We start from the raw sequence: 18454 nt of genomic DNA, 5'->3' as shown, positions 1-18454 counted from the left end.
GACCTACCGTTCGTGGAGATTTGTCGGCCGGATAAGGCGTTTACGCCACTATCGGCACAATACCGTTACGAACGTTTATACAACGGCAACCAAATCACCAGCCGTAAACCGCCCAGCGGGCTGTCTTCGGCTTTCACCCAGCCGCGATGCTGCTGAATGGCGGTTTCTACAATTGCCAGACCCAGACCGGTGCCGCCGGATTCGCGATCGCGTGCTTCATCGGTGCGATAGAACGGGCGGAAAATCTGCTCACGGTCTTCCGGGCTGACGCCAGGACCATCATCATCCACTGTGATCGTGATTCCGTCTTTATCCACTGCGAAGCCGACTTCAATCTTCGAGTGTGAATAGCGCAGGGCATTACGGACGATGTTTTCCAGCGCACTTTCCAACGCGTTCGGGTTTCCGTACAGCGGCCACGGTCCCGGCGGGAAATTCACCGTAAGCGATTTGCCCATCTGTTCGGCTTCAAAGGCGGCATTATCCAGCACCTCACCCCACAGATGATTGGCTTTCATCGTTTCGCTGACCAGCGCATTTTTCTGCTGATTGCGCGACATGACCAGCAGATCGTTGATCATGCTGTCCAGACGCTGCGCTTCCGTCTCAATACGCTCCAGCTCCTTACTTTCGCCGCTGCGACGACGCAACAGCGCGGTCCCCAGTTGCAAACGGGTGAGCGGGGTTCTCAGTTCGTGTGAGATATCAGACAACAGACGCTGTTGCGTGGTCATCATCCGCTCCAGCGCGGTCACCATCTGGTTAAAACTGGCGCCTGCGGCAAGAAATTCCTGCGGACCAGCTTCCAGTTCCGGATGCTGACGCAGGTTACCCTGAGCCACCTCATCCGCCGCGTTTTTCAACTTACGCGCCGGTTTTGCCAGGCTCCACGCCAGCCATAACAACAGCGGGGAACTGACTAACATCGTGACAATCAGCAACAACAGCGGGCGGTCAAACAACAGGTTGATAAAATCGGATTGGGAACTGCTGGCTGGTCGAATCAGGTAAAGCTGGTAGTTATCTTCCCCGTCTCTGACGGAGAAGGGCCCCACCATTTCAACGCGACCGTACTTTTTCTTCTGCGGATGATCGGCGTTATCCGCCTGACCAATAAAGTTACGAATGATCTGCATTTCGCTGCGTTCAGCGCCGATCACGCGTCCTTCTGTAGTCACTAGCAATAACCGCTGTCCTGGCGGCGCCCACTTGTCAATCGCACGGAACAGGCGACGCCACCACATCAAATCATTGGGTGGATCGTTCGCGAGTTCAGCTTCTACGTGTTGCTCAATCATTAACCCCTGGCGCTGTTCGCTGTCCAGTAGCTCGGTCATCTGGCGTGAGTCGAGCTTGGGTAACATCAGTACCAACATCAACACCAGTGCCAGCGTCAACCAGAAGATGGCAAAGATGCGCGCGGTTAAGCTCCCTATCATGAAGCGGAAACCATCAGATAGCCGCGACCACGCAGAGTTTTAAACCACGGATGCCCGTCTTTCCGCTCCGGCAGTTTGCGCCGCAGGTTGGAGATATGCATGTCGATGGCACGGTCGAAAGGCGTCAGGCGTTTACCCAGCACTTCCTGGCTCAAATGTTCACGCGATACCACCTGGCCGAGATGCTGCGCCAGCAGATAGAGCAGGGTGAATTCGGTACCAGTTAACTCCAGCGTCTGACCATCAAAGCTGGCTTCCTGGCGGCCCGGGTTAAGGCTAAGGGCATCCACTTCCAGCGTCGGCGAGCCGTTATCGCTGCTCTGCTGCTGCTCGCTCCAGTGCGAACGACGCAGGATCGCGCGGATACGGGCGACCAGTTCACGATCGTTAAACGGTTTCGGCAAATAGTCATCTGCACCCAGCTCAAGGCCGAGTACACGATCCAGTTCGCTGCCGCGGGCGGTCAGCATAATTACGGGCGTCTGGTGTGTCTGGCGAAGCGCTTTCAACGTATCGATACCGTTTTTCTTCGGCATCATCACATCAAGCAAAAGTAAATCAATGCTGTCGTCCAGAAGCTCAAGCGCCTGCTCCCCGTCATGGGCAACCAGCACATTGAAGCCTTCCATTTCGAGCAGCTCCTTTAACAGGGAAGTCAGCTCTCGGTCATCATCAACTAACAGGATTTTATTCATTGTTTAAGTACCTCCGAGGCAGAAATTACGTCATCAGGCGTCGCTAATCCATGACTTTACGTTGTTTTACACCCCCTGACGCATGTTTGCAGCCCGAATCGTAAACTGTCTCTCGTTGAATCGCGACAGAAAAGATTTTGGGAGCAAATGATGCGCAAAGTTACCGCTGCCGTCATGGCCTCAACGCTGGCACTCAGTACGGTTAGCCATGCAGCTGAAGTCGTTACAGGCGATAACTGGCACCCGGGAGAATCCTCTGCGCCGCGCACTGTACAGAGCCATATGTTTGACGGCATAAGTTTAACCGAACATCAACGTCAACAGATGAGAGATCTGATGCAACAGGCCCGCCATGAGCAGCCGCCTGTTAATGTTAGCGAAATGGAGACGATGCATCGTCTTATTACTGCAGAAAATTTTGATGAAACCGCTGTACGCGCTCAGGCAGAAAAAATGGCGCAGGCACAGGTTGCCAGACAGGTCGAAATGGCCCGCGTTCGCAACCAGATGTATCGCCTGCTTACCCCCGAGCAGCAAGCGGTTTTAAACGAGAAGCACCAACAAAGAATGGAGCAGTTGCGTGACGTGACGCACTGGCAAAAAAGTTCTTCGTTGAAGTTATTGAGTAGTAGCAACTCACGTTCCCAGTAGTAAACCCTGTTTTCCTTGCCATAGACACCATCCCTGTCTTCCCACACATGACGTGGGGGTTTTTTTTGCCTGTAAATTGTCATCGTCATAATCACTGATTGTCTTACACCATCCGTTATACTACCGGCATGAAATGGCAGGAGTGTTTATGAATCAATCCTATGGGCGGTTAGTCAGTCGGGCGGCCATTGCCGCGACAGTGATGGCATCGCTGTTACTTTTGATCAAAATTTTTGCGTGGTGGTACACCGGGTCGGTGAGTATTCTGGCGGCCCTGGTCGACTCGCTGGTGGATATTGCCGCGTCGCTCACTAACCTGTTAGTGGTGCGCTATTCGCTGCAGCCCGCGGATGATGAACATACCTTTGGTCATGGCAAAGCGGAATCACTGGCTGCGCTGGCGCAAAGCATGTTTATTTCCGGTTCGGCGTTGTTTTTATTTTTAACGGGTATCCAGCATCTGATTACACCGACGCCGATGAACGAACCCGGCGTGGGGGTTGTGGTTACCATTATCGCCCTGATATGTACTGTGGTGCTGGTCTCGTTTCAGCGCTGGGTGGTGAAGCGGACGCAAAGCCAGGCAGTACGGGCGGATATGCTTCATTATCAGTCTGATGTTATGATGAACGGTGCGATTCTCGTGGCGCTCGGTCTGGCCTGGTACGGCTGGCATCGTGCAGACGCGTTGTTTGCTTTGGGGATTGGCATCTATATTTTATATAGCGCGTTACGCATGGGTTATGATGCCGTGCAGTCGTTACTGGATCGCGCATTACCCGATGAAGAACGTCAGGAAATTTTTGACATCGTGACATCATGGCCGGGCGTCAGTGGTGCTCACGATCTCCGTACGCGGCAGTCAGGGCCGACCCGCTTTATTCAGATTCATTTGGAAATGGAAGATAATCTGCCGCTCGTTCAGGCGCATGTTGTGGCTGAACAGGTAGAGCAGGCGATTTTACGGCGTTTTCCGGGCTCCGATGTCATTATCCATCAGGACCCGTGTTCCGTCGTTCCCAGGGAAGGCAAAAGGTTTGAGCTTTCGTAAGTGAGCGTAAAAAAGAGAGCCAGGCCCGCATTTTGTGTATAAATTACCGCCATTTGGCCTGACCTGAATCAATTCAGCAGGACGGGATTGTTATACTATTTGCATATTCGTTGGATCGTCTCGCTATGCAGGATCGACTTCCGGCAACAGACTTCATTTTGCATTCCAAAGTTCAGAGGTAGTCATGATTAAGAAAATCGGTGTGTTGACAAGCGGCGGTGATGCGCCGGGCATGAACGCAGCAATCCGTGGTGTGGTGCGCGCAGCACTGACGGAAGGACTGGAAGTCATGGGGATTTATGATGGCTACCTGGGTCTGTACGAAGACCGCATGGTGCAGCTTGACCGTTATAGCGTGTCCGACATGATTAACCGCGGTGGTACCTTCCTGGGTTCCGCTCGTTTCCCGGAGTTCCGTGACGAAAATGTCCGCGCCGTGGCTATCGAAAACCTGAAAAAACGTGGAATCGACGCGCTGGTGGTGATCGGCGGTGACGGTTCTTACATGGGTGCGAAACGCCTGACTGAAATGGGCTTCCCGTGCATCGGCTTGCCTGGCACTATCGATAACGATATCAAAGGCACTGACTACACCATCGGTTACTTTACGGCGCTGGGCACCGTGGTTGAAGCGATTGACCGTCTGCGCGACACCTCGTCTTCTCACCAGCGTATCTCTATCGTTGAAGTGATGGGGCGTTACTGTGGCGACCTGACGCTGGCGGCAGCGATTGCCGGTGGCTGTGAGTTCGTTGTGGTACCGGAAGTGGAATTCAGCCGTGACGATCTGGTTGCTGAAATCAAAGCGGGTATTGCGAAGGGTAAGAAACACGCTATCGTGGCAATCACTGAGCACATGTGCGATGTCGACGAACTGGCGCATTACATTGAGAAAGAGACGGGCCGTGAAACCCGCTCGACCGTACTGGGTCACATCCAGCGCGGCGGTTCTCCAGTGCCTTATGACCGCATCCTGGCTTCCCGTATGGGTTCTTACGCCATTGAACTGCTGCTGGAAGGTCACGGTGGTCGTTGCGTCGGTATTCAGAACGAAAAACTGGTTCACCATGACATCATTGATGCTATCGAAAACATGAAGCGTCCGTTCAAAGGTGACTGGCTGGATTGCGCGAAGAAACTGTACTGATTCTTTTCTGCGCCTGATGGCGCTACGCTTACCCGGCCTACAGATCGCAAGACTTGTAGGCCGGATAAGGCGTCAGCCGCCATCCGGTATACACCCTCCATATATTCCCTCACGTTATAGCCAATCTTTTTTTATTCTTTAATGTTTGGATACCTTTCTGGCACGCTTTGCTCATCACAACACAACATAAGAGAGTTGGGCGATGAACAAATGGGGCGTGGGGTTAACTTTGCTGCTGGCATCCAGCGGCGTTCTGGCAAAGGATATTCAATTACTGAACGTGTCTTACGATCCAACGCGTGAGCTGTACGAGCAGTACAACAAAGCGTTTAGCGCACACTGGAAGCAAGAAACGGGCGATAACGTGGTGATTCGTCAGTCACACGGCGGGTCAGGCAAACAGGCGACCTCGGTGATTAACGGCATTGAGGCGGATGTGGTGACACTGGCGCTGGCCTATGATGTGGATGCGATTGCCGAGCGTGGTCGTATTGATAAAAACTGGATCAAACGCCTGCCGGACAACTCTGCGCCTTACACCTCTACCATTGTGTTCCTGGTGCGTAAAGGCAACCCGAAGCAAATTCATGACTGGAACGATCTGGTTAAGCCTGGCGTTTCGGTGATCACGCCTAACCCGAAAAGCTCCGGCGGCGCACGCTGGAACTATCTGGCTGCCTGGGGTTATGCGCTGCACCACAACAACAACGATCAGGCAAAAGCGCAGGACTTTGTGAAGGCGCTGTTTAAGAATGTCGAAGTGCTGGACTCTGGCGCACGCGGTGCGACCAATACCTTTGTCGAACGCGGCATCGGCGACGTGCTGATCGCCTGGGAGAACGAAGCGCTGCTGGCGACCAATGAGCTGGGCAAAGATAAATTTGAAATCGTGACGCCGAGCGAATCCATTCTGGCTGAACCGACGGTCTCCGTTGTGGATAAAGTGACCGAGAAGAAAGGCACTCAGGCCGTGGCGGAAGCCTATCTAAAGTATCTCTACTCACCGGAAGGTCAGGAGATTGCGGCGAAAAACTACTACCGTCCGCGTGATGCAGAGGTGGCGAAGAAATACGAAAATGCGTTTCCGAAGCTGAAACTCTTTACCATTGATGAAACGTTCGGTGGCTGGACGAAAGCGCAAAAAGAACACTTCTCGAATGGCGGAACGTTCGATCAAATCAGCAAGCGTTAAGAGCTGGCAGGAGAAGAAGCCCGGGGTATTTACCGCCGGGCTTTTTTATTTGTCATCATTTTGCGTTACTCTTGCAGGCCGTTGAGATACAGGGAACGCGTTATGAAAAAAACAGGCTATGGACTACTGGCCGTTGTCGTTATTGCCGCTGCGGCAGGTTTTGGCTACTGGAAGCTGGCCGGAAACCCGGATGCGTTGCGTAAGATTGTGCTTGAGCAATGCCTGCCCAACCAGTTGCAGCATCAAAACCCTGCGCCATGTGTCGAAGTGAAGCCCGATGCTGGATATGTGGTCTTTAAAGATCGCAATGGTCCGCTGCAATATCTGCTGATGCCGACTTATCGCATTAATGGCACCGAGAGTCCGTTGCTGGTAGAACAATACACGCCGAATTTCTTCTGGCTGGCCTGGCAGGCGCGCGATTTCATGAGCCAAAAGTATGGCAAGGATATTCCGGACAGCGTCGTGTCGCTGGCAATCAATTCGCGCAGCGGACGGACGCAAAACCATTTCCACATCCATATTTCCTGCCTTCGTCCTGATGTCAGAGCGCAACTGGACGCTAACCAGACCAAAATCAGCACCCGCTGGTTACCGCTGCCGGGCGGACTGCGCGGGCATGAGTATCTCGCCCGTCGCGTGACAGAAAGCGAACTGGCGCAGCGCAGTCCGTTTATGATGCTGGCCGAAGAGGTGCCGGAAGCGCGTGAGCGAATGGGCAGCTACGCGCTGGCGCTGGCGCGTCAAAGTGATGACGCTTTTGTTCTGTTGGCCACGCAGCGCAACATGCTGGCGTTTAACCGGGCGTCGGCAGAAGAAATTCAGGATCACGACTGTAAGCTCCTGACTCAGCCCTGATCGCCACGCCGACGGTTGTCGGCGTTTTTTTGCTCAATCTCCCACTTCAGGCCAGCGAAGATGTATCGTTGGTTAAAATAATGTGAATTCGGTCAAAAGATATAAAGGTATACCTTTATATCTTTTGTGGTTCCATTACACTCCCTCATAACGCCTGATCCTGGTTTTCTGGGTCATGCGTTAATCATAAAAGCTTTTATTTCACGTAGTTACGTCATCCTTTTTTCGACATTCTTGCGCTGAACGGCGCAAAAGGAATACCGATATGAAATTGTCTATCGTGGAAAAAATAGGTTTCGGCGCCGGGGATATGGCGATCAACGTAGTGATTATTGCCATGCAGCTACTGCTGGCATATTTCTACACGGATATTTACGGTTTACGGGCAGCGGATGTGGGTGTGCTGCTGGTGGTGGTGCGGATGATCGATGCCATTATCGATCCGGCAATGGGAATGCTGACCGACAAAGTGTCGACCCGCTGGGGACGCTATCGTCCATGGTTGTTATGGTTTGCCATTCCATTTGGCTTTGCCGTCTATCTGATGTTTATCACGCCGGATATGGCGTATATGGCGAAGCTGGCATGGGCCTATTTCACTTACATTCTGATGACGCTGGTCTATACGGCGATCACTATCCCTTATATCTCTCTGATTGGTGTCATCACGGACGATCCGGGCGAGCGTCTGAGCGCCAACGGGTATCGTTTTGTGATGACCAAAATCGCCGCGTTTCTGGTGACGATTGTGGTTCCCATGCTGGCGGTCTGGCTGGGACAGGGCAATAAAGCGCTGGGTTATCAGCTCTCTATGGGCCTGATGGGGGCGATGGGCGCCGTGCTGTTTATCTTCTGCTTTATGACCACCCGCGAACGCAGCGAGCCTGAATTGCCGTCACTGTCCGTCAAACAGCAGTTCGCGAATTTACTGCGTAACGACCAGTGGCTGATTCTGGGCGTGGTGATTATGTTGCTGATGTGCGGCTACGTGATCCGCGGTTCGGTCGCGGCCTATTACGCCAAATATTATCTGAATGGCGGTGACAGCCTGATTTCACCGTTCCTGACCGTCGGCGTGGTGGCGTCTATTCTGGCGATGATTGCGACCACGTGGGTGACTAAGTTCTGGGACAAAATAAAAATGTTCCGCTACACCCAACTGATGACCTTCGCGCTGAGTATCGGCATGTATCTTTGCGTCGGGCAGCAGAACCTGATCCTCGCCTTTGTCTTTTACTTTCTCATCAACTTCTTCTGCGACATGCAAATGCCGGTGTTCTGGTCTTCCATCGCGGAGGCCGTCGATTACGGCGAGAAGAAAACCGGGCTACGCGTTTCCGGACTGGCTTTCGGCGGCATTCTGTTCTTTCAGAAATTCGGGATGGGGATTGCCGGCGGCGTCCTTGGCTTCCTGCTGAGCCACTTCGGCTACCAGGCGGATGTCCAGCAGAGTGCAAGCTCGCTGACCGGGATTGCGCTGATGATGACGCTCATCCCTGCCGTCTTCCATCTGGTGGTTGGCGTGGTGATGAAAAAGTATCTGATCAACAACGATTATTACCGCGATATCCAGAGTGAACTGGCGCAGCGTCAGGCGTGAGGAGGAGCAGATGAGTCATCTCAAAAAAGTCTGGGTGATTGGCGACGCGTCCGTAGATCTGGTGCCGGAAGGCGCGGACACCTACCTGAAATGTCCGGGGGGGGCATCGGCTAACGTCGCCGTTTGCATCGCGCGACTGGGTGGCGACTGTGAATTTATCGGCTGTCTTGGGGAGGATGACGCCGGACGTTTTCTCCGCCAGACGCTGGCAGAAAACGGGGTAGGTGTGGGGTCATTGCGCCTCGACCCACAGCAAACCAGCGCGGTACTGATCGTCAATCTGACGCCAGAAGGCGAGCGCAGTTTTACCTATCTGGTACATCCCGGCGCGGACACTTTTGTCTCGGTGCAGGATTTACCGACTTTCAGCGCCAACGAGTGGTTTTACTTCAGCTCGATTGGCCTGACAGACAGTCCGGCGCGTGAGGCGTGTCTGGAAGGCGCCAGACGCATGAAGACGGCGGGAGGGCACGTCATGTTCGACGTTAACCTGCGCGTCAGCATGTGGCGGGATATCCAGGAAATCGTCCCCTTACTCGCACAATCTATTGCGCTGGCCTCCATCTGCAAGGTCTCTGCGGATGAGCTGTGTTGGCTGGGTAAGGTCGAACGCTGGCAGGACGCACGCTATCTGATGCGTGAACTTGGCTGTGAAACCACCGTTATCTCATTGGGCGATGCAGGGGCGTACCTGGTGACGCCAGAGGGCGAATGCGCGTTCCCGGCCGCGAAAATTTCCGTGGTGGACACCACCGGAGCGGGCGATGCCTTTGTCGGCGGGCTGCTTTATACCCTTTCACAGGCCGCTTCCTGGGACAGTCACTTGCTTGCGCAGGCGATCGGTACAGCCAATGCCTGCGGCGCAATGGTGGTCACGGCAAAAGGGGCGATGACCGCGCTGCCTTATCCTGAACAGCTCGCGGCTTTTCGCGCCAGTCATCCACTGGAAAAAATATGCTAAACCGTTAAGGAGTCATTCATGCACGTTGAAATTAACAAAATACTGGGCTGCCTGATTGGTGCCGCTGCGGCGGACGCGATGGGCGCAGCGACCGAAGTGCGTACTCAGCAACAAATTCGAGAATACTTTGGTGGCTGGGTGACCGGTTTTGAGAAACCGCCCGCCGATACGTTTGGTCGCTGTAACGAAGCCGGAATGTGTACCGATGACTTTATTCAGGCGAAGTACATCATGGACGCCCTGCTACAGCACCATCGTCAGGTGAGCGATGAAGCAATGCGTGAAGCCTTCCAGCGCTGGCTGGCCTATCCGTACTACGCCAATTTTACCGGGCCAACCACCCGAGCCGCGATGAAAGCCATCTTTAACGATAATCGCGTGTCCCTGCAGGGGGAACTGGAAGGTGAGAAACAGTCGGTACAGATTATCAATAAGGGTAATGCGGAAGCCACCAACGGCGCGGCAATGAAGATTTGGCCTGCCGCCGTACTGCATCCTGGCGACATAGAAAAAGCGATTCAGACTGCGCTGGAAATCTGCCGCTTTACCCATAATAACGTACTGGCGATGTCTGGCGCAGCGGCGATGGCGGCTGCAACCAGCGAGGCGTTACAGTCCGTGGCGAGTGCGGAAAGCATCATTGCGGCCGGGATTTACGGCGCTGACAGGGGTTATGCGCTGGCGGCAGAACAGGGCGCGATGATGGTTGCCGGGCCGTCGGTGGCGCGTCGTATTGAACTGGCGGTAGCGATCGGTAAGCGGCACGCCCATTGGGAGACGGCGATTGTTGAGATTGCCGATATCATCGGGTCCGGGTTGCACGTCAGCGAGGCGGTTCCGGCCGCGTTTGGTCTGTTCGCGTGTTGTCCGGATTCGGCCGTTGATGCTATTATTTCCGCCGTTAATATCGGCAATGACACCGATACCGTCGCCACCATGGTTGGGGCACTCTCCGGCGCCTGGCACGGTGCTGATGCTTTTCCTGCCGACTATTTAACTACCGTTAATCGTATGAATCATTTCGATTTGGCTGAACTCGCCAGACAGATTAAAGGGTAGTGCGCTGCCCTGCGGGGGCGGCGACAACCGTCCCCGACTGGCAGACTTTCGAGGTAAATGGCTTGCAGGTTGATAAAACGAGTTTCACTCCGCTGTATAAGCAGTTGTTTTATATCATCTGCCAGCAGATCCAGAACGGCACCCTGCCGCTGGGGAGTCAGTTGCCAACGCAAAAAGCGATCGCCCAAACCTATAATGTGTCGCTGATCGTCGTGAAGCAGGCGTGGAGTGAGTTGATCAACGCCGGTGTGATCACCTCTCAACGCGGAAGTGGTTCCGTGGTGAGCGCGGTGCCGGAAGGCGTCAGCTATGGTCATACCTTTCGCGGGATCACCAGCGACCTGCGTGATGCCAGCGTGGCGGTTGAGAACCGCATTCTGGAAATCGCCACACGCCGGGCGCGCGACGCGCAGGAAGATGGTTTAAGCCTGCCGGCCCATCATCACTATCTCTATATTTCTCGGGTGCGATACCTGAACGATCGCCCGTTTAACCACGAGAAAATTTATCTCGATCTCTCCTTCTTTCCGGGATTAACCCTGACAGCGGATGAACTGGCCCATACCTCGCTTTATCACCTGTTGAATGTGAAAAGCGACTCAGCGATCGAAAAGGTCGATGCCATTCTGCCCAGTCCTGATTTATGCGAGAAGCTGCAGATTGCTGAGAACAAACCACTCCTTTCCGTGGCGCGCCAGACGTTTATGGCGGGGGAAGCGCATCCCTTTGAGTATTGCCGCTACTATGTGCTGTCTGACTACTTCGGCGAAATCCATTATCACTGACCCTCTGCTTTTTTAGGGGGAGACGCGCGTTTACAGAAGGGGGATGCCCCCGTATTCTTGTTGAAAAAAACAACAGGAGACAGGCATGTCGCTCTGGTTTTCACACCCTCTGTTTCTGCCCTCGTTGGTGGTGATTGTCACCATCCTGCTCTGGGCAACCTCGCTATTACCGGAATTTATCACTGCGCTGCTGTTCTTCACGGTGGCGATGGTGGCGAAAATCGCCCCACCGGACGTCATCTTTGGCGGCTTTGCCTCCTCGGCGTTCTGGCTGGTATTCAGCGGCTTTGTGCTGGGCGTGGCGATCCGCAAAACCGGACTGGCGGACAGGGCGGCAAGAGCGTTGTCATCACGGCTGACGGAATCCTGGCCGCTGATGGTCTCAAGCGTGGTGCTGCTGAGCTATGCACTGGCGTTTGTCATGCCCTCCAATATGGGACGTATCGCGCTGCTGATGCCCGTTGTTGCAGCGATGGCGAAGCGTGCCGGGATCCTCGATGGCACCCGTGCGTGGTATGGTCTGGCGCTTGCTGTGGGTTTTGGCACTTTTCAGCTTTCCGCCACCATTTTGCCTGCTAACGTGCCGAATCTCGTAATGAGCGGGGCGGCGGAAGGATCGTACGGTATCCACCTGAACTATCTGCCTTATCTGCTGCTGCATACGCCGGTATTAGGCTGGCTGAAAGGTGGACTGTTGATTGCGCTCATCTGCTGGCTGTTTCCCGGAAAACCCCATGCGCCACGTGAATTCTCACCACCGGAGCCAATGAGCCGCGACGAAAAACGACTGGCCTGGATGCTGGCAGTCGTGCTGGTGATGTGGGTCAGCGAAAGCTGGCATGGCATTGGCCCGGCGTGGACCGGGCTGGCGGCAGCGGTCATCACCCTGTTACCGCGTGTCGGGTTCATCAATGGAGAGGAGTTTTCCACGGGGGTTAACATCCGTACCTGCATTTATGTTGCCGGTATTCTTGGACTGGCGAGTGTAGTGACGCAAACCGGTATTGGCGATGCGGTCGGTGAAGCGCTGCTGCACGTGATGCCGCTGGATCCGGAGAAACCGTTCACCAGTTTTCTCGCCCTGACCGGCATCACCACTGCGCTTAACTTCATTATGACCGCTAACGGCGTTCCGGCGCTGTATACCACCCTGGCGCAGAGCTTTTCTGAGGCAACGCAATTCCCGCTGCTGTCGGTGATTATGATTCAGGTGCTGGGCTATTCAACGCCGCTTCTGCCGTATCAGGCATCACCTATTGTGGTGGCGATGGCGTTAGGCAGGGTGCCAGCGAGAGCCGGGCTGCTCCTGTGTCTGGTACTGGCGCTGACGACTTATCTGATCCTGCTGCCACTGGACTATGCATGGTTTAATCTATTAGGAAAATTGTAGTGTTAATTGCCTGATTATTTTAGTTTTGTGAGAGGGTGGTGAGTTTTACCTGCACGAATGACGGTTAATACTGAAACGCATACTTATGCGCAGGATACTCAAGGATTGAACCATGGATAGATTGACCCCCATTCGCGGTTGGCCCGCCATCATCTCGATGGTTATCACACTGACCATCTGGTTTATCATCCCTTGTCCTGCGGACGTGACGCCACAGGCATGGCATCTGCTGGCGCTGTTTATCGGTACGATTGCGGCCATTATCGGCAAAGCGATGCCTATCGGAGCGATTGCTGTTGTGGCGATCATGCTGGTGGCGATGACCGGTGTGACGAATCCCGGTAAGCCTGCGGCAGCGCTTAACGATGCGCTGAGTGGCTTTTCCAACCAACTGATTTGGCTGATCGGTTTATCGATCATGCTGTCGCAAAGCTTGCTGAAAACAGGACTTGGGGCGCGTATCGGCTACGGATTTATTGCGTTGTTTGGTAAGCGAACCTTAGGTATCGCGTGGGCATTAACCCTCGCGGAAACGCTGATTGCCCCCGTCACCCCAAGTAACACGGCACGCGGCGGCGGCATTATTCACCCGGTGATGCGCGCCATTGCCGACAGCCTTGGATCGCAGCCCGGCAATAGCGAAAATGGCTCAACGGGGCGCTATCTGGCGCTGGTGAATTACAACATTAACCCGATCAGTTCAGCGATGTTCATCACCGCAACCGCCCCTAACCCCCTCATTGTCACCTTTTTGTCCCAGGGAACGGATGGGGTACTGAATATGACCTGGGGGATGTGGGCCATTGCGGCGCTTCTTCCGGCGGTCGTTTCGCTGATTGTGATGCCCATCGTCATCTGGTGGCTCTATCCACCCGCCATTACCCGCACACCCAATGCGCCGCAGTTCGCCCGGCAAAAGCTGGATCTTCTCGGCCCACTGTCGCTGGCGGAAAAAATCACGCTGGCGGTGTTCATTTTGCTGCTCTGCCTGTGGGCTGGCGTTCCCGCGATGATCATGGGCAGCGGCTGGACCGTTAACCCCACCAGTGCGGCGCTGATCGGTTTATCGATTCTGTTGCTGACGGGGGTATTACACTGGGAGGACATCCTTAAGTGCCGCGGTGCCTGGGATACCATTGTCTGGTTTGCCGCGCTGGTGATGATGGCGGATTTCCTCAGCAAACTGGGACTGGTCGGCTGGCTTGCGACCAGTGTGGGGACGGCAATCAATCACCTTGGCGTCCACTGGGGTATTGCGACACTGCTGTTGATCCTGCTTTACGTCTACTCTCATTACTTTTTCGCCAGCACCACGGCGCATATCACGGCCATGTTCTCCGCCTTCTTCATCGCGGGGTTAGGTCTGGGCGCGCCACCGGCCCTGCTGGGGCTGATGCTCGGTTTCTCCTCTTCGCTGATGATGTCGCTCACCCACTACGGTACGGGCACTGCGCCGATCATTTTTGGCTCTGGCTATGCCACTCTGGCGGAATGGTGGAAGACGGGGCTGGTGATGAGTGTGGTAAACCTGACTATCTGGGCGGTGACAGGGGCTTTCTGGTGGCACTGGCTGGGATACTGGTAATACGGGGATAAGTCGGGGGAGAGGTCCCCCCGACTACACAACTTAAGCTTGTTTTGCTGCTTCAGCTGCTTTTACGATCACGGCGAAAGCGTCAGCTTTCAGAGAAGCACCGCCAACCAGCGCGCCGTCGATATCCGGCTGAGTGAACAGTTCTGCCGCGTTAGCTGCGTTTACGGAACCGCCGTACTGGATGATGACCTGCTCAGCAATTTTCGCGTCCGCTTTGGCAATATGATCACGGATAAATTTGTGAACAGCCTGTGCCTGCGCTGGCGTTGCGGATTTGCCGGTGCCGATTGCCCAAACCGGTTCGTAAGCGATAACTACGCCTTCGAATGCCGCAGCACCCTGTGTTTTCAGAACGGCGTCGATCTGACGTGCGCACACTTCTTCTGTTTTGCCCGCTTCGTTTTCAGCTTCGGTTTCACCGATGCACAGAACGGGAGTCAGACCCTGCTCTTTCAGCACAGCGAATTTTTTCGCGATCAGTTCGTCAGACTCTTTGTGGTAAGTACGACGCTCAGAGTGGCCGATGATGATGTACTGTGCGCCGATGTCTTTCAGCATTTCAGCACTTGTTTCACCGGTAAATGCGCCGGACAGGTTCAGGTCAACGTTCTGTGCGCCCAGGAGGATGTGGCTACCGGCCGCAGCATGTTTTGCCAGATCGATATACATTTCTGGCGGTGCGATCGCTACCGCACAGCCAGCGACGCCAGCCAGCTCTTTACGCAGGTTAGCAATCAGTTCGTTTACCATGTGGCGGCTGCCGTTCAGTTTCCAGTTACCCATCACTAAAGGATGTCGCATTTCTATTCTCCACGCTTTGTCAGCGAATTAAGGAAGATGGCCGCCCCGCAGGGCAGCATGGTCTGTGAAACAGTATAGAGATCACTCCCCGGAAAGGCTTTGCTTTTTATCATCAATTGGGCCCGTCCAGATTTTCAGATAACGCCAGCTTAATCGGTTCAACCGCGAAGGTCAGCCCCTTTTCGCCGTTATCTGCGACAACATAGCGAATTGCGCCTTCGGTCTCCGCGTAATAGCGCTTATTTTTGCCCGACGTAAGCAGCTTTTGCAGCTTTTTCTGGCTCTGCTCTTTGGTCAATAAGGGGGCGACCGTGCGGATCACTGCCGCCATATATTCCTGCGCTTTGGCTTTCGCCGCTTTCTGTTCCGGCCCCTGAATCGGCAGCCAGGTTATCTGCATGCTCTTAATCTTCAGCGTTCCGCGCTCAAGAGCGGTCGAGGCGTACAGGTTTTCATTTATTTTGCTGGCCGCACGGGTGAGGTTGGCTTTGTCGCGACTACTGTCGATGGCGCGGAATTCATTTAAGGTAAGCTTCGGATTTTGCGTATTAAAGTTTTCGCGAAACTGGCTGATCGAAAGGTCAAACGTGGGGGCACCGGCGAGTAAATACGGTGCGGTGGTGGCCGCCAATGGCTCAGCCGCCAGCGCCGGAGGGCTGGAGAGCATCGCAGAAAACAATAATAAAAACAGTGAACATCCTGGCTTCATCAATCTTACCTTTCGTTATGACTGTCCACGATTAAAACGATAACCGTCTGGCTTGTCAAAAGGGTAAACTGTCGAAGATAGTCATTTTAAAGGAACAGACATGACCCTACAGCAGTGGTTATTCTCATTTAAAGGGCGTATTGGACGCCGTGATTTCTGGATCTGGATTGCGCTGTGGATTGTCAGCATGGTGGTTCTGTTTTCGCTCGAGAGTCAAAAATTACTTCCCGATCAGATTGCTCCCTTTGCCCTGGTGTGTCTGCTCTGGCCGACGGCAGCGGTTACGGTGAAACGTCTGCACGATCGTGGGCGTTCGGGGCTGTGGGCGTTATTGATTATTCTTGCCTGGATGCTGTTAGCCGGTAACTGGGCTATTCTGCCGGGGATGTGGCAATGGGTGGTCGGACGGTTTGCGCCGACGCTTATCCTCATCATGACTCTTATCGACCTGGGGGCGTTTGTTGGCACCCAGGGCGAAAATAAATACGGTAAAGACACGCAGGATGTCGCGTTTAAATCAGCGCCCTGAACCGTATTACCAGTAATGCTCGGCGGTCATATGGCCTGGCCGGCGACGAAGGTGTTTCGTCATCTGCCGGGTCTCTTTCAGCAACTGCTGTGTGTCGCGAACCATTTGCGGATTTCCACACAGCATCACATGGCTGGTCTCTTTATCCATCGGTAAGCCTACCGCTTTTTCCAGTTCGCCACTTTCAATCAATGCCGGAATGCGGCCGGTCAGTGAACCCGCGACGGTCTCCCGGCTCACCACCGTCTGGATCCGCAGTTTGCCTTCGTAGCGCTTTTGCAGCGCCTGCATCAGCGGCAGGTAGCTTAAATCGGCGGCGTATCGTGCGGCGTGGACCAGTACCAGATTTTTGAAACGTTCGAGATCGTTACCCAGTTGCAGAATCGATAAATAGGGACCAATGGCGGTGCCCGTTGCCAGCATCCATAACGTGTCACAGTCCGGTACTTCGTCAAGCACAAAGAAACCGGCGGCTTCGCTCACTACCTGTACTTCGTCGCCGGGCTTGAGTGCCGCCAGACGTGGGCTTAGCTTACCGTCAGGCACGGTGACCAGGTAAAACTCCAGATCGGGATTGTCAGGGGCATTCACATACGAGTAGGCACGCTGGACGCGCTCGCCGTCAATCTCAAGACCGAGTTTGGTAAATTGACCTGCGGTGAAGGGATGAACGGGGGCGTGAACGGTCAGACTAAACAGAGCATCAGTCCAGTTCTGTACCTTTGTGACTTTGCCTGTTACCCAATCTGCCATGGTTTTCTCCTGTACGGGTCTCGTTCCCTTATCTTCGTTCGTTGGCGGAAAGATTTCCAGCCCGGAGGGGCTGGAAGGCTCGAACGAACAAATCAGTTACAGGATGTGCGCCTGCACGTCCGGGTCTTTACGGTCGAGATAGTGGATCGACTGAATACGGCGGATGGTGCGTGACTTACCGCGGATCAGCAGCGTTTCGGTGGTCGCGATATTACCTTTACGGCTGATCCCTTCCAGCAGATCGCCTTTGGTGATGCCGGTTGCGGAGAAAATAACATTATCGCTGCGCGCCATTTCATCCAGACGCAGCGCTTTACCCGCCTCGATGCCCATTGCCTGGCAGCGTGCCAGCTCTTGTTCGCCAATGCGACGGTTCTCTTCGCTGTCGCCTTTGACATCATGACGTGCCAGCAGACGACCCTGCATGTCACCATCCAGTGCGCGGATCACCGCGGCGGACACCACGCCTTCCGGTGCACCGCCAATCCCGTACAGCACATCCACTTCGCTGTCCGGCATGCAGGTCAGAATGGACGCGGCAACATCGCCATCAGGAATCGCGAATACGCGCACGCCAAGCTTCGCCATCTCTGCGATCACGTCATCATGACGCGGTTTCGCCAGAATCGTCACCGTCAGTTCGCTCAGCGGTTTGCCCAGCGCGTTGGCGACATTGCGCAGGTTCTCTTCCAGCGGCAGATTGAGATCGATGCTGCCTTTTGCGCCCGGTCCGACAATCAGCTTTTCCATATACATGTCAGGTGCGTTCAGGAAGCAACCCTTGTCACCCACGGCCAGAACGGCCAACGCGTTGGCCTGGCCCATCGCCGTCATTCGTGTGCCTTCAATGGGGTCGACGGCAATATCCACCGCGTCGCCGCGACCGGTACCGACTTTCTCACCGATGTAGAGCATCGGCGCTTCGTCGATCTCGCCTTCCCCGATCACGATGGTCCCGTCAATGTTGACCTGGTTTAGCATTATGCGCATGGCGTTAACGGCCGCGCCGTCGGCGGTGTTTTTGTCACCGCGTCCTAACCATTTGTAGCCAGCCAGCGCCGCCGCTTCGGTTACGCGGGAAAATTCGATGGCAAGTTCTCGTCTCATAGCAAACTCGTAGCAGAAAGGAATGGCGCGAAGTGTAGCACAGGGGAGAGGGGGAAATTATTGATATCAGAGGGTGAGTGTGCGGGGTTGTCCCCGCACCGTAATCTCATCCGTAGGCCGGATAAGACGCTTT

The 18454-nt window shown here is 54.5% G+C and carries 18 protein-coding genes; 12 read left to right on the top strand and 6 right to left on the bottom strand.

Going from position 1 to position 18454, the window contains the following annotated elements; all coding sequences use genetic code 11:
• Positions 1–65: 65 nt before the first annotated feature.
• Both cpxA and cpxR read right to left on the bottom strand, forming a co-directional pair.
• Positions 66–1439: an envelope stress sensor histidine kinase CpxA gene (gene cpxA, locus KI228_RS21140; protein ID WP_044257455.1), complete on the bottom strand. Its 1374-nt coding sequence runs from the start codon at positions 1437–1439 to the stop codon at positions 66–68.
• Positions 1436–2134: an envelope stress response regulator transcription factor CpxR gene (cpxR, locus tag KI228_RS21135; RefSeq protein WP_001033731.1), complete on the bottom strand. Its 699-nt coding sequence runs from the start codon at positions 2132–2134 to the stop codon at positions 1436–1438. The genes cpxA and cpxR overlap by 4 nt, the downstream gene beginning before the upstream one ends.
• A gap of 150 nt (positions 2135–2284) precedes the next feature.
• On the opposite strand from cpxR, the gene cpxP reads away from it, so the two are divergent.
• The 11 genes from cpxP to KI228_RS21080 all read left to right on the top strand — a co-directional run bounded on the left by cpxP (position 2285) and on the right by KI228_RS21080 (position 14413).
• Positions 2285–2785 (top strand): cell-envelope stress modulator CpxP, encoded by a 501-nt coding sequence (gene cpxP, locus KI228_RS21130; protein WP_043001792.1) that lies wholly within the window; start codon positions 2285–2287, stop codon positions 2783–2785.
• 148 nt (positions 2786–2933) lie between these two features.
• Complete coding sequence (fieF, locus tag KI228_RS21125) at positions 2934–3836, top strand: CDF family cation-efflux transporter FieF (protein ID WP_042998907.1); 903 nt, start codon at positions 2934–2936, stop codon at positions 3834–3836.
• Between the two features lie 184 nt (positions 3837–4020).
• The gene (pfkA, locus tag KI228_RS21120; protein WP_042998908.1) at positions 4021–4983 is read left to right on the top strand and encodes a 6-phosphofructokinase; all 963 of its coding nucleotides are present in this window, start codon (positions 4021–4023) and stop codon (positions 4981–4983) included.
• 202 nt (positions 4984–5185) lie between these two features.
• Positions 5186–6175, top strand: coding sequence for a sulfate/thiosulfate ABC transporter substrate-binding protein Sbp (sbp, locus tag KI228_RS21115; RefSeq protein ID WP_061069489.1), 990 nt, complete (start codon positions 5186–5188; stop codon positions 6173–6175).
• 102 nt (positions 6176–6277) lie between these two features.
• Entirely contained in the window at positions 6278–7033 is a 756-nt protein-coding gene (locus tag KI228_RS21110; protein WP_042998910.1) for a CDP-diacylglycerol diphosphatase, read from the top strand.
• Between the two features lie 265 nt (positions 7034–7298).
• Positions 7299–8633, top strand: coding sequence for an MFS transporter (locus KI228_RS21105; protein WP_042998911.1), 1335 nt, complete (start codon positions 7299–7301; stop codon positions 8631–8633).
• A gap of 10 nt (positions 8634–8643) precedes the next feature.
• A complete protein-coding gene (locus KI228_RS21100; RefSeq protein WP_044265202.1) occupies positions 8644–9594 on the top strand; it encodes an aminoimidazole riboside kinase in 951 nt (316 codons plus the stop codon).
• Positions 9595–9612: 18 nt separating this feature from the next.
• Positions 9613–10653 (top strand): ADP-ribosylglycohydrolase family protein, encoded by a 1041-nt coding sequence (locus KI228_RS21095; RefSeq protein WP_042998913.1) that lies wholly within the window; start codon positions 9613–9615, stop codon positions 10651–10653.
• 62 nt (positions 10654–10715) lie between these two features.
• Positions 10716–11438, top strand: a complete 723-nt coding sequence (locus KI228_RS21090) for a GntR family transcriptional regulator (protein WP_043001793.1) — start codon at positions 10716–10718, stop codon at positions 11436–11438.
• A gap of 85 nt (positions 11439–11523) precedes the next feature.
• Positions 11524–12828 carry an SLC13 family permease gene (locus KI228_RS21085; protein ID WP_042998914.1) on the top strand — a complete coding sequence of 435 codons (1305 nt, stop codon included), beginning with the start codon at positions 11524–11526 and terminating at the stop codon, positions 12826–12828.
• A 112-nt stretch (positions 12829–12940) separates the two neighbouring features.
• Positions 12941–14413, top strand: a complete 1473-nt coding sequence (locus KI228_RS21080; protein ID WP_061069490.1) for a DASS family sodium-coupled anion symporter — start codon at positions 12941–12943, stop codon at positions 14411–14413.
• Positions 14414–14455: 42 nt separating this feature from the next.
• Here KI228_RS21080 and tpiA read toward each other — a convergent pair whose 3' ends face one another.
• The gene (gene tpiA, locus KI228_RS21075) at positions 14456–15223 is read right to left on the bottom strand and encodes a triose-phosphate isomerase (protein WP_042325562.1); all 768 of its coding nucleotides are present in this window, start codon (positions 15221–15223) and stop codon (positions 14456–14458) included.
• 112 nt (positions 15224–15335) lie between these two features.
• Complete coding sequence (locus tag KI228_RS21070) at positions 15336–15932, bottom strand: YiiQ family protein (RefSeq protein ID WP_044257465.1); 597 nt, start codon at positions 15930–15932, stop codon at positions 15336–15338.
• Between the two features lie 100 nt (positions 15933–16032).
• Between KI228_RS21070 and KI228_RS21065 the strand changes: the two genes are divergently transcribed.
• Positions 16033–16461, top strand: a complete 429-nt coding sequence (locus KI228_RS21065) for a DUF805 domain-containing protein (RefSeq protein WP_042998919.1) — start codon at positions 16033–16035, stop codon at positions 16459–16461.
• Between the two features lie 6 nt (positions 16462–16467).
• On the opposite strand, the gene fpr is transcribed toward KI228_RS21065, so the two are convergent.
• The gene (gene fpr / locus KI228_RS21060; RefSeq protein ID WP_044257466.1) at positions 16468–17214 is read right to left on the bottom strand and encodes a ferredoxin--NADP(+) reductase; all 747 of its coding nucleotides are present in this window, start codon (positions 17212–17214) and stop codon (positions 16468–16470) included.
• 96 nt (positions 17215–17310) lie between these two features.
• Positions 17311–18321 (bottom strand): class II fructose-bisphosphatase, encoded by a 1011-nt coding sequence (gene glpX / locus KI228_RS21055; protein ID WP_042998921.1) that lies wholly within the window; start codon positions 18319–18321, stop codon positions 17311–17313.
• Positions 18322–18454 lie beyond the last annotated feature (133 nt).

This window comes from Citrobacter amalonaticus, from assembly GCF_018323885.1.
Lineage (GTDB): Bacteria > Pseudomonadota > Gammaproteobacteria > Enterobacterales > Enterobacteriaceae > Citrobacter_A > Citrobacter_A amalonaticus.
The sequence above is the reverse complement of the archived record's forward strand: the minus strand, read 5'-3'. Positions and strand labels throughout refer to the sequence as shown.